We start from the raw sequence: 11075 nt of genomic DNA, 5'->3' as shown, positions 1-11075 counted from the left end.
TCCGGCCAACTTTGGCGCCTGAAGGCGGCTGTTTTTGCGACGTTCGCCTATAGCGTCGCAGGCGGCTGCATCCCTAATGAGCACTGAGAACCATGACCTGTGACCATATAGACAACGACGATTATCCCGTTAGTTCACAGCGCAGCAGGATAATGCGTTCGGTACGGCAAAAGGACACGTCGCCCGAGATGAAAGTGCGATCGGCTCTTCATGCCGCCGGTCTGCGATACCGCCTTCATGTTAAGGGCCTCCCGGGAACGCCGGATCTCGTTTTTCCCCGGCGAAAGGTCGTGGTATTCGTTCATGGCTGTTTCTGGCATCGCCATCCGGGCTGCCATCTCGCGACCACGCCAAAGTCCAGGGTCGCGTTCTGGACGGAGAAGTTTAGGCGCAATCGGGAGCGTGACGCCGCTGCTGCGGGCGCACTGCGTTCGCGGGGCTGGGCTGTCGTGGAGGTGTGGGAATGCGAGATAAAGCGTAACGACTACCTGGAGCCGCTCCTACAAATATTGCGACTGGCGATAGATGCGCGGATGAGCCAACCACACCGCCTTCATCGAAGCTTTAACGCTAGTCTCAGACGGAAAACTTCCGAATCCGGAACGCGAGGTGCGGAGGGAGGATGAATTCGAATTCGTCGCCAAGGTGCAGCACCGTGGTGACCTCGAAGTGAAGCTGGCGATGGTGATTTGGACAGACCGTAATGACGTTTTGCGGCCCCAGCACATCAACGCTGAGTGTCGATACCTGCACCACGTGGTGAGCTTCGACATACGGCATACCATCCGGTTTGAAGAACGTGGCCCAAGCCTGACCCAAGACGTCGCAGCCCTGACACCGGTGGTTGTTCGTTAGCTTCACCATTGCTCCGATCGGCCCGCGTTCCACGTATCGGCTAATCCGGTGCTTGATGATCGGAGTAGCATCGCGCGTCAAATCCCACACCGCTTTGCGTATTTCGGGGTTTTGCAGGTCGGGTGCGCTTGCGAGTAGGGGCAGCTGATCAACGTTCGTACTAAAGTCGACAAGTGAGTCGATGAAGGCTTGTGCGGTGGCGGTACCGCCCCGCAACGCCGGTTCTAGAGCACGTCCTGTGATCGATGAATCGATTGTGAAGTGACGGCTGCGTTTTGTGCTGATTCAACGTCCACCTCGATGGAGGTTGACGATGGGAAAAGCATTGAGCGTGGATCTTCGGTCGCGGGTCTTGAAGGCTTCGGACGAGGGCATGTCGGCGCGGCAAGCGGCGGCGCGGTTCGGCGTGGGAGTGTCCAGCGCGATCCGCTGGATTGCGCGGGCGAAGATCGGCGAACTGGCGCCCCGCCCGCAGGGCCGCCGCCGTGCCTCCAGCCTCGATGCGCATGAAGCCTTCGTCGTCGGGCTGATCGAGGAGCGCAAGGACATCACGCTGAACGAGATGGTGGAGCGGCTCGTCGCCGAGCAGTCGGTGCGCATCAGCCGCAGCGCCTTGAGCGCCTGGCTTCGCCGCCACGGCTGGACATTCAAAAAAAGTCCGCGCACGCACTGGAGCAGGATCGCCCCGACATCCTGAAGCGGCGCCGCGACTGGTTCGACGGCCAGCTCGACCTCGATCCGGCGAAGCTCGTGTTCATCGATGAGACCGGCCTCTCCACAAAGATGGCCCGCCTGCGTGGAAGAGCGCCGCGCGGCGAGCGCTGCCGGGCCGGCGTGCCGCATGGCCACTGGAAGACCACAACCTTCACCGGAGCGCTGCGGCTGACGGGCATGACTGCGCCCTTCGTCTACGACGGCGCCATGAACGGCAACGTGTTCCTGGCCTATGTCGAGCAGGTGCTGGTCCCGACATTGTCGGAGGGCGACGTAGTTGTCATGGACAACCTGCCCGCCCACAAGGCCGCCGGCGTGCGCGACGCGATTGAGGCCGCAGGCGCGAGCCTGCTCTACCTGCCGCCTTACAGTCCCGACTTCAACCCGATTGAGAACGCCTTCGCCAAACTCAAGGCGCTGCTGCGAGCAAAGGCCGAGAGAACCATCAAGGCGTTGTGGGACACGGTCGGCGCGGTCGTCGACCTCTTCACCACAGCCGAATGTGCCAACTACTTCAAAGCCGCAGGATATGAACCGGATTAAACAGGACGCGCTCTAGTCTCGGAAGAGAAGGGCGGATGTCGAAAGATACCGCTAGTCGTAACTTTTATTGCCGGTGCCGGCAGATCGACGTTCCGACCTTCCGATCGTTGAAACGCTCCGGCGGATCTGCAATCTGAGTTCGCCGATATCGGAAACGTCGGATAGACGAATGGGATAGTCGGCCGTCTCCAATTTAACTCGACGGTCGTTCGGGTCGAGGTCGGCGAGGGCCTTACTGTCGACCCACGCCCCCTCAAGATTGCCACCGAGCACCGCGAGGCGGGCTAAGATGGTTTCAAGGGTCGCGATATAGTCCGGGTTGTAGGCGGGCTTGCCTCGGGAGACGCCGCCATTCGAGTGAAGCACGATGTCGACCCCGATGGCCGTTTCTTCGACCTCGAACTCTGCGTCCAGTATCTGACCATCCTCACCGAAAGCCGTCAAGACATTTTCCTCACGGCGCCGAGTGTTGGGCGAGCGACGCAGGGTTCCGATTCTCTGCCTCGCTAGCGATCATGCCAAGAATCTGACATCTATGCATCTTGTCGGGACCAAAACCTTATGTCGAACCTTTTACTGCAGTTGGCAGACCCGGACGAAGTGGCTGCGATCGTCGATGATGTGCGCCGGGAGGCTCGGTACGTTGTTACGGACTTTTCCGTCGAACTGGTGGTTTCGAAATTTCGCGATGAGGCCGAGACGGAAGGGGACATCTACGTTCCGGAGTATCAGCGAAGCCTCGCTTGGAACGAGGAGCAAAGCTCCTATTTCATCGAGAGCCTCATCCTCAGGGTCCCAGTTCCTCCGGTATTCCTCTATGACGTCGAGGGGCGCTTGGAGATCGTTGACGGCTCGCAACGGATCCGAAGCCTAGTACGATATTTGCGGGATGGGTTCGCGCTGAGAGGTCTCGAGAAGCTAGACATACTGAACGGATATCATTTCGCCGATTTGCCGCCCTCGGTGCAGCGGCGTCTCAACAACACGCCAATACGTTCGTTCGTCTTGGACCAGGGAACCGACGAAAGCACCCGTGTTGAGCTGTTCAGGCGCCTCAACACATCAGGAAAGCGACTTGAAGACGCCGAAATACGGAAAGGCGTTTACCGCGGTGCCTTCCTCGATCTGGTGATTGAAAGGGCTGCATCAGACCTCTTTAAGAGCTTGACGCCCCATATGGCCAAGGGCGTCGACGCTCGCAGCGAGCGTCAAGAGCTAGTCACGCGCTTTTTCATCTACTGCGACCGCTACCTGGCGTTCCGCCACGATGTCAGGAAATTCCTCGACTCCAACATGGACAAGCTGAACAAGTCCACTGACGAAGCGCGGCTCTCGGAGATGGGCGCCGAATTCGAGCGGACAATGCAGTTTATCCGCATGTACTATCCGAAGGCCTTCTATCGGCCGGATGGAGGGAAACGCGTTCCTCGTGTCCGCTTCGAAGCCATTGCCGTTGGAACGGCGCTCGCCTTACGGAGCGATCCGGCCTTAAGGCCGCCATCGGATGCATGGCTGCGGTCGAAGCAGTTCGAGGAGCTGGTGCGGACGGACGCCAGCAACAGTGCTCCGAAGCTCCGGGGGCGTATCGAATACGTCCGCGACAGCCTGCTCGGCCGTCCGTATGAGCGTTGAGGGACGCTTTCGCGTCCGCGCGCAGGACGTGTCCGAGTACCTAAAGTCTCTGCAGTCGCTGGAGCGTGTTTACAACATACCCGGCCGCAGTTTCTACCGCGCAACGGCGGCGATCACGGCGTCCCGCGCCTCCGCCTTCATCATGATGTACAACTGCATAGAGTTCGGTTCCCGAGAGGCGTTGGTAGGGCTGCGACAGGAGATCCTGGCAGGCGGTGGCGGCTTTATGGCTCTGAAAGACTACTGGCAGGAAGAGATAGCCCGAGCTCACTTCCGCGACCGGCTCACCCAGGGCGCCAACCACGACAGCCTCATCCGCGCGCCTGGGGTCGTGGACTGGAAATCAGACCTGCGCCGTCTGCCGTTTTCCGGAAATGTCGACAACGAGGAATTGCTACGCTTCGTCGCGCGGATCGAAAGCCGATGGCGACCACCGCGATCTTGCCTCGGCGGTTCCGACCTGGTCCTTATAAGACAGATGCGCAACACACTTGCTCATGGCGCCGAGACGTTCGAGACCGTCGGTTCCCAATTCAGCACTCAGGACATTACCGAGAAGTTTCGACGGACAAGGATCTTCATGGTCTCGCTCATTAAGGGGCTTGAGCGCTACAAGACAAGGCAGCACTACCGCCGCGTTTAGGCGGGTACTTCTTCGAGACCGCAGTGGGTCGCCAGTGCTTGCGCGAAGTCTTGGTTCTTAGTTAGCCCACTCTTCATGTAGCGGCGAAGAAATCCCTCGGCGGCGCGGACGGATAATGTCTGTGCATCGTTCAAGCCAAAGCTCGCGATCGAGACGCGGCGTTCGTCTGCCGGTCCTTCACCCGCCCCAGGTATGTAGCGTGAAGTCTGCTTAGGGCCACCCCACGCCGCGTTGTGCTGGGAAAGCGTCTCGGTACCGTGTTCCTGATAGGCAAGGCTGTGGGCTTCCGAGGCCACCAGACGTTGTCCGACCCAGGTCGCCACAGGCACGCTCACAGCGTTGCCAACAAGGCGCCAGCGCCCGCGCTCGCCCTTATTGGTGTCGCGGGCAGCCGCCGTCCAGCCAGCGGGGAAACCTTGAAGGCGTTCCGCATCCTCGATGCCAGGCGTCTGAAACAGTCCAGTTTCCACCGTCCAAATAGCAGGCGGTGAAGGTATGCTTAGGCCGGAGCCCCCTTTTAGGGGTGGTACTGCATCAGGGGTCCAACCCACGCCACGATTGCCCTCAGTCCAGTAAAATCCGATGTTGGCCGCCCAATCGCTTGCGGGCGCTACGCGGTCGATACCGTCGAAGAGGAGGTTTCCGGGGTCACCCTCCAACATGCCGACGATGAAAATGCGCCGGCGTCGATGCGGAAGCCCAAATTCCCGAGTGTCCAGCACGCGGTACGCCCAGCGGTAGCCGCGTTCGGCTAGCTCGGCGGTAACGTACCGTACTGCCTTGCCCTTCTGCAGATTTAGGGAGAACGCAACGTTTTCGAGAACTATAGTATTCGGCTTCTTCGGTGTAGCGTCGAGCAACCTGAACACGTGCGACACCAGCCCGGACTGGCTGCCGTCCAAACCAGCCATCCGTCCAGCTTGACTGAGATCCTGGCAAGGCCAGCCACCGACAAGGGCGTCGCACTTGGGAAGACGAGGCATGGCCGTGACATCGTCGACAAGACTGATCTCCGGAAAGCGGCTTCGCAAGACGGCCTGTGCCGCAGAATCCTTTTCGCACATCAGGGACGTCTTTAGGCCCGCTTTGGCGAAACCCACCTCGAATCCACCAATTCCCGAAAATAGGCTTGCGACGGTCTGATTCGACATGAGATTCTCCGAATCCCTTATCAGTTAACAGAGATCCGTTTCAAACTCGAGAAAATAAATCGCAGCTTGGCTAGCGCCAAGCTGGCCAATATGGCTCGATCGCCCATCTGCGCAGGCAGGGCGAAGGTCGTGTTTCAGGAAAGTCGGGGAATTCACTCAGAGTTCAAGGTAGAACTTTCTAGCCGGTTGGCCCGAAAGCAGGCCTGTTGAAGCGTCTGCTTCGGGTCACGTCACGAAGATACTCGCACCGAATTGAAGGTCCGTTATGGAAGATCCGAGGCCCGAAGCTTCCAGTCCGCTATCGGCCCCAAGAATGACGGGCTGCAATGCGCCATATCGGTCGTATAAAGTGCCCCCATCCGTTCCCGAAAGCCGTCGTCTGTTACCTGGCTCGTGAGCTGCCGGCAGTCTATCCGAGGTTTCGTTACAATTGTCGGCGGACATCTCGAACATCGTTGCAATTGACGCACACGGATATCTATTAGATGGCGGTAAATCGGACGGTAGCCGCTATTCTCGAGACGGCGGATTCTGCCATTGAGGGGGATGTACCGGCATGCGACTCATCCAGAACAAGGCGTCCGATGATCATCGGACCGCTGTCGCCCATGTTTTGGAGGGCGCTGAGCAGATCAGCATCGCCGTCGCCTTCCTAAAAGAGGGTGGCGCACGGATCATCGGGCTGCTCCTAGAGGCACGCCTGAAGCAGGGCGCTAAAATTGAAGCTTTCCTCGGTACTGATTTCTACATCACCGAGCCAAAGGCGCTCGCGCATTTGCTCGCAATAAAGAAGCGGTTCGGGGCCTTCGAAATGTTTCTTGCAAACGGCAAGACCGCAACCTTTCACCCGAAGTCCTATGTCGGACGAAGCGAAGGCCAGGTTCGGTGTCTGATCGGGTCAGCGAACCTCACGACCGGCGCCCTGACAACAAACGATGAAATTTCAATCCTGGCGACGGTGAACTCGGACGAACAACTGTCGTCGGATCTGAAAGTCACCTTTGCCGATTTTCGTGAGAGCGGCAGCTTCCAAGAACTCGATGACCTGGTGCTTGGGCAATATGCCTCGCGACACAAAGACGCCGAGCGATTGCGACGCAAACTTGAGAAAGAGCTCGAAGACAACTTCGCCGCACAGTTCGATCTGCGGCGCTTGAATGGCTTCCTCCGCCAGTACCGCGCAGACAAGACCGAACGTTCCGCGCTGGCGAAGCGCCGGACCGATCGGGACAAGGCATTGAAGGTTCAGCAATTGATCGCGGATCTCGGCAACGCGCCGAGGATTTCGAAGGAAATGAGGAGCGTCTTCGCAGAGAATCTAAGCAATCTGATTTCTTCAAGAGAGCCTTATCAACATCTCTGGCATTCCGGCGACATTCATCGACGAGGGTCGGCGGCACTCGATCATCCCAAGAAGACGATCACACTGTTCGCCGCGGGCAGGAAGGCAGCCAAACTCGCGCCAGAACGGGGTTACGAGCAGATGCGTCAGCTAGCGCTCGGTATTCCTGGCGTGGGCGTGAATATGATCACGGCGATTCTCTGCACCTTCGCCCCGAAGCGGTACGCTGTCTTCAACGGCAATACCTCCGGCGCCCTAGCGGCGATCGGCATTGGCGCGCCTCGAAGTCCAACTGTCGCAACGCTGTCGGCCGAACGATACACGCAATTGTGCGCTACCATCGACGCGCTGCGGAGGCGCATCGGTGGCGCTGATTTCACGGACGCCGACGCGTTTCTCAACTGGCTGTATTTCAAGACGAAGCCTTCCAAGCGCGCGCATGAGGGAGGCGCCCCAAAAACCTCACCTTGCGTGTCGCGGCCACGCCAAGTTGTCCGGCAGCACCGCGCCTCTAATCGGCCGTTCAGGCAGAGTTTGCCTTCACCGAAAGCGGGCAGTCCGTTCGAGTGAACCACATGGCCCATAGTGCCCCAATCGAACGAATCTCGCTTCTATGGCGTGACCCGAACGGCGCTCTCAGCACGCCCACGGCATCAGAGTTGTCAGCTGGAAATAAATGCGCCAGGTGAGTAGCGCCCCGAGCCCGCAGACGACAAGGATGATGCCAAGGACGAATCGGTGAAGTGTAATCCGGTTTTCCAGCTTGCGATAAAGAGGGAGGAACTCCGCGGCGACGACCGAGTAATCGCCCTTCAGCTTGGTCTTCTGTCGGGTCAGATCGTCGTCTATCGTCGACAGCGTCAGCAGCTGGTTGACGATGGCAAACGCCAGGAGGGCAACGAACAGCGTTGCACCGAGCGAGATGGCGAGGTTTGCCCAGAAATTCACGTCGCATTGAGTTGCGGGCTTGAGCTGCGTGGCGATGATCACACTCGCGACGGGAATGCCCATTATCTGGTTCTGGATGTCATGGAATGTCTTATGGATCTTACCGGTGTAGTCCGCGATGGCCTCTTCCGCCTTCCCCCGGATCTTGTCGTACGAGAACTCCGACGCGAACAGCCTATAGCTGTCCTCGCACTTTGTGACGAAGTCCCGAAAGTGTCGAAGAAGGTACCTGAAGCGCTCGCCTTCGGGATGGGTGCGACACGTCTCGATGAGCGTGGTAGCAACGATCGCAGCCTTCTGGTCCTTGTGCACCTTCTGCATGACGAAGTTCTCGAACTCGTCGACCAGTATGGAGTTTACGGAGACAAGGTCCGATGACCTGAAGTCTACACGGACCATCAGCCGGATCGAGCCGAGGAACAGCATCTCCGCCTGGTACGGGTCGAGAAACGCAGCCGCCTCTTTTAAGGTGCGGACCAGGCGCAATGCGTTCCGGTAGCGCGCGACGGCGTCGGGAACGACGGTATCGTTGTAGGCGAACCTCTCCTCGATCAGGTAATAGCGCTCCGGCTCGGCTATGCGGTTGCGACGGTTCTCGAGCAGCCGGTCGAGGGTGAGCGCGAGGAAGCCAAGTCCTGTGCGTGGAGCGCCGATTTCGACGCTAACTGTCGCGCCTATGACGACCGCCGACGCTGAGTCGACCGTGAATGCCGCGTCGTCGAAAGCCTTCTCATCGCTTTCAATCTGCTTCAGCGTTTCCACAATGCTGTAATCGCGGACCGTCAACTTTCCCGCGGAGCCATCTTTCGAGAACTCCGTGTTGCGGTAGAGTGCTATCAGCTGGTCGAACGTGATCATGAGGCTACGCTACTCCTGATCGTGTTCCAGTCTTTCGATCAGGTCGGGAGGGAGTTCGGTGAAGGTCAGGGTCTTCTTGTCGTCGTTATAGACGATCTTGCCGTCGGTAAGGGCTTGCCGATTGAATTCGACCGACCAGAGCCGCGTCTTCGCGGAGAACTTCACCATCGGCGACAGCGCTCGCTTCTTCGGAACGAAGCCGTCGCCAAGTCCGACATCCGGATCTCCGAGCGATTTGGCGAGTTCTTTCGGGTTCTCTGGAAAGAGCTCGTTGGAGAATGTCTCGAGATCCAAAGGCTCGTTGTCCCGGATGTATCGCTGGCAGATGTCGTACGCCTTCTGCAGGAAAGCTTGCTTGTCCTTCACGAAGCCCTTCGCCGGCTCGGCGAAACCGTTCAGCACGCGCACCAGTGTCCTGGTATCCTCGAGGTCCTGAACGGTGCTGTCGCAACCGAGGAACTCCTTGAAGTACTCGGCGACGTTCCCCTTGCCCTTTAGGAAGCCGATGTAACGGTCCGCCGAGTTAGTCCATGCCGTCATGTTGATCCGGCCGGCGAAGCGGAAGCCGTCGAGGTCGAGGTGTTCGACTGACGCGATGTCAAAGCTTTTGGTGAGCGCCGCACCGAGCTTGTCGTTGATGATCGCCACTAGCAGAAACCGTTGCTCGTCCTTCTCGAGATGCGCGAAAAGGACGTGACCGCCCGTCGCCCCGGGCTTTCGGCGCGCCTGAACGGTCAGTGTCGTCATCAGCTTGGCCGTGAGCGTGGCGAAGTCCTTGAAGTCGCCCTTCCGGAACTCGTCAAGATAGGTCTGTGCCGGATAGTTGTCGGAGCTTGCCGCGAAGCGCCCGTGAGACTTCGAGGCGCGGCTCGCATACATGGCGTGCAGCTCGCCGACCACGCGCTCCACCGTTTCCGAGACCTTGAGGTGCGCGTTACCCGACACCGTTTCAAAACTCTCGGAATTCCTCTTCAGGTCGTGCACCGCGACCTGAATGACCTGCTCGACCATCGAATCCTCCCCCTCGTGATGGCAGTTATGCGAGACGTGAGGGCCCGAACGCAAGTGTTCGAAGGATTAGCAGACCGAATATCCACGCCATGCGTGTCGAAAGGCGGAACGTCTTTCGATCCGCTCATGGCCTACGATCGCAGCGCGGTTTGGATCTTCTTCCACTCAGGAATTTCATCGAAATGGTACTTACGCAGCCTCGTGAAAAGATCGAACGCGTGAAGGGTTCTTAGGATTAAGAGCGGGGCATTGAACGACGCCATTAGCACGCCCGAGAGAGTATCTTGCCGTTCAGCGAGCAACGCCTTGAGAACGACGATCTCGTTGCCGGGGTCTACGATCCAGGCTCCGGCATTGGCAACGAAGGTCACCGACACGGAGTCGGCAGCCGGGTGACCGATCTCGCAAAGTTTCGCGTAGGAACGGCTTTATGCCGGGAATCTTCATTCCATCCACGTGGTCGACGTACTGGAAGGTCTGCATCGCCTTGCGACTGCCGGTGTCTTTTCGGTCTTCAGCACCTTCCGGGCATGCGTGAAGTGTATCAGCGTGTCTTCCAACTCCTTAGCGGACAGCATGGGCTCCCCAGCCTGACCCGAAATCTCGGCTCGTATCGCATCCTTGTTGTAGGCGAGCGTCCGGGCCACTGGTCCCAGGCTGTGGTTTATATCGCCTGCGGATTCGATCAGGCTTCTACACGCCGACGCGCAGCCATATAGACTTCCCGCCTCATGTTCGCGGACCGCCACCTTGATCCACCTGGACGTACGGAACACCGATGCGACCGAAGCCATATGCGCCCGGTACAGCATCTCCGTCCAATAGATGTGCCCCATGTACGCCCGCCCGATCGATTCGTCGCGAGCCCTGTATTCGAAATCCGACAAGTCCTTGAAAGTGTACCTGTCTCTCATCAGATCAGGCGCAATGTCGTTGACGATGCGGCCGTAGAGTTCGGAATTCTTCCGAACACTGCGGACTTTTCTTAATGTCCAGATCGAGAGCTGGTGTCGAGGGCGAAACTTGGACCATGCAGCGATCGTCTTTCAAACACATCCTAACAGAGAAGCCGGACGCCATGCGAAGCACGTCGGTGACCGGCTGCTTTCGTATCTTCATTCGCCAAGACCCGACCGCCTACTGTCGGCCCAAACGGGACGTCTGAGTAGTGGCTCGCTGATCGCCACTCCTGGCGCAAAGCTGCCAATCGTTGTGCGGCGCCCTCGTCGACTTCGATCGACGAGCCGAAATTGCCTTGCTCCATCTAAAGTTTGAGCGATGAGTTAAAACCGATATGATTAGAAATATCGGTTTCAGCACCAAAGAGTGGCAACTCTGCGACGGCGGTTTTTCGACGGTCCTCGGGATAACGGCTCCG

General features: G+C 58.6%; 12 protein-coding genes. 5 read left to right on the top strand and 7 right to left on the bottom strand.

Going from position 1 to position 11075, the window contains the following annotated elements; genetic code table 11:
* Window positions 1-92 precede the first annotated feature (92 nt).
* Entirely contained in the window at window positions 93-626 is a 534-nt protein-coding gene (locus EJ070_RS17580; protein ID WP_091595102.1) for a very short patch repair endonuclease, read from the top strand.
* Here EJ070_RS17580 and EJ070_RS17575 read toward each other — a convergent pair.
* Window positions 577-1071 (bottom strand): HNH endonuclease signature motif containing protein, encoded by a 495-nt coding sequence (locus EJ070_RS17575; RefSeq protein ID WP_091595100.1) that lies wholly within the window; start codon window positions 1069-1071, stop codon window positions 577-579. The two genes, EJ070_RS17580 and EJ070_RS17575, sit on opposite strands and share 50 nt — an antisense overlap.
* 97 nt (window positions 1072-1168) lie before the next feature.
* Between EJ070_RS17575 and EJ070_RS17570 the strand changes: the two genes are divergently transcribed.
* Window positions 1169-2112, top strand: a protein-coding gene (locus EJ070_RS17570; protein ID WP_164784121.1) for an IS630 family transposase whose coding sequence is annotated in 2 segments (ribosomal slippage) — window positions 1169-1505 and window positions 1505-2112 — 945 coding nt in all. Because the reading frame shifts where the segments join, the coding sequence is not laid out codon by codon here.
* Between the two features lie 51 nt (window positions 2113-2163).
* On the opposite strand, the gene EJ070_RS17565 is transcribed toward EJ070_RS17570, so the two are convergent.
* Window positions 2164-2556 carry a hypothetical protein gene (locus EJ070_RS17565; protein WP_091595098.1) on the bottom strand — a complete coding sequence of 131 codons (393 nt, stop codon included), beginning with the start codon at window positions 2554-2556 and terminating at the stop codon, window positions 2164-2166.
* A gap of 117 nt (window positions 2557-2673) precedes the next feature.
* Here EJ070_RS17565 and EJ070_RS17560 point away from each other — a divergent pair, with 117 nt between their 5' ends.
* Entirely contained in the window at window positions 2674-3744 is a 1071-nt protein-coding gene (locus EJ070_RS17560) for a DUF262 domain-containing protein (protein ID WP_091595096.1), read from the top strand.
* Window positions 3734-4387 carry a hypothetical protein gene (locus EJ070_RS17555; protein WP_126092495.1) on the top strand — a complete coding sequence of 218 codons (654 nt, stop codon included), beginning with the start codon at window positions 3734-3736 and terminating at the stop codon, window positions 4385-4387. Before EJ070_RS17560 ends, EJ070_RS17555 begins: the two co-directional genes overlap by 11 nt.
* Here the strand turns inward: EJ070_RS17555 and EJ070_RS17550 are convergent.
* On the bottom strand, window positions 4384-5538 hold the full coding sequence (locus tag EJ070_RS17550) for a DNA cytosine methyltransferase (RefSeq protein ID WP_091595092.1): 1155 nt from the start codon (window positions 5536-5538) through the stop codon (window positions 4384-4386). The two genes, EJ070_RS17555 and EJ070_RS17550, sit on opposite strands and share 4 nt — an antisense overlap.
* Window positions 5539-6094: 556 nt before the next feature.
* Between EJ070_RS17550 and EJ070_RS17545 the strand changes: the two genes are divergently transcribed.
* Window positions 6095-7450: a hypothetical protein gene (locus EJ070_RS17545; RefSeq protein ID WP_091595090.1), complete on the top strand. Its 1356-nt coding sequence runs from the start codon at window positions 6095-6097 to the stop codon at window positions 7448-7450.
* 66 nt (window positions 7451-7516) lie between these two features.
* On the opposite strand, the gene EJ070_RS17540 is transcribed toward EJ070_RS17545, so the two are convergent.
* The 4 genes from EJ070_RS17540 to EJ070_RS17525 all read right to left on the bottom strand — a co-directional run bounded on the left by EJ070_RS17540 (window position 7517) and on the right by EJ070_RS17525 (window position 10533).
* Entirely contained in the window at window positions 7517-8686 is a 1170-nt protein-coding gene (locus EJ070_RS17540) for a hypothetical protein (protein ID WP_091595088.1), read from the bottom strand.
* Window positions 8687-8695: 9 nt separating this feature from the next.
* Window positions 8696-9697, bottom strand: coding sequence for a nucleoid-associated protein (locus EJ070_RS17535; protein ID WP_091595086.1), 1002 nt, complete (start codon window positions 9695-9697; stop codon window positions 8696-8698).
* Between the two features lie 131 nt (window positions 9698-9828).
* Entirely contained in the window at window positions 9829-10074 is a 246-nt protein-coding gene (locus EJ070_RS17530) for a hypothetical protein (protein WP_126034262.1), read from the bottom strand.
* Window positions 10075-10140: 66 nt separating this feature from the next.
* Window positions 10141-10533 (bottom strand): hypothetical protein, encoded by a 393-nt coding sequence (locus EJ070_RS17525; RefSeq protein ID WP_126034263.1) that lies wholly within the window; start codon window positions 10531-10533, stop codon window positions 10141-10143.
* Between the last annotated feature and the right edge of the window lie 542 nt (window positions 10534-11075).

Origin of the sequence: Mesorhizobium sp. M1E.F.Ca.ET.045.02.1.1 (assembly GCF_003952485.1) — a bacterium.
GTDB lineage: Bacteria > Pseudomonadota > Alphaproteobacteria > Rhizobiales > Rhizobiaceae > Mesorhizobium.
This window is presented reverse-complemented; position numbering and strand designations above follow the sequence as displayed.

Bases quoted from the DNA above. Each gene is read 5' to 3' on its own strand.
- EJ070_RS17580 (WP_091595102.1), top strand. From the start codon at position 93: ATGACCTGTGACCATATAGACAACGACGATTATCCCGTTAGTTCACAG.
- EJ070_RS17560 (WP_091595096.1), top strand. From the start codon at position 2,674: ATGTCGAACCTTTTACTGCAGTTGGCAGACCCGGACGAAGTGGCTGCG.
- EJ070_RS17555 (WP_126092495.1), top strand. From the start codon at position 3,734: ATGAGCGTTGAGGGACGCTTTCGCGTCCGCGCGCAGGACGTGTCCGAG.
- EJ070_RS17550 (WP_091595092.1), bottom strand. From the start codon at position 5,538: ATGTCGAATCAGACCGTCGCAAGCCTATTTTCGGGAATTGGTGGATTC.
- EJ070_RS17545 (WP_091595090.1), top strand. From the start codon at position 6,095: ATGCGACTCATCCAGAACAAGGCGTCCGATGATCATCGGACCGCTGTC.
- EJ070_RS17540 (WP_091595088.1), bottom strand. From the start codon at position 8,686: ATGATCACGTTCGACCAGCTGATAGCACTCTACCGCAACACGGAGTTC.
- EJ070_RS17535 (WP_091595086.1), bottom strand. From the start codon at position 9,697: ATGGTCGAGCAGGTCATTCAGGTCGCGGTGCACGACCTGAAGAGGAAT.
- EJ070_RS17525 (WP_126034263.1), bottom strand. From the start codon at position 10,533: ATGGGGCACATCTATTGGACGGAGATGCTGTACCGGGCGCATATGGCT.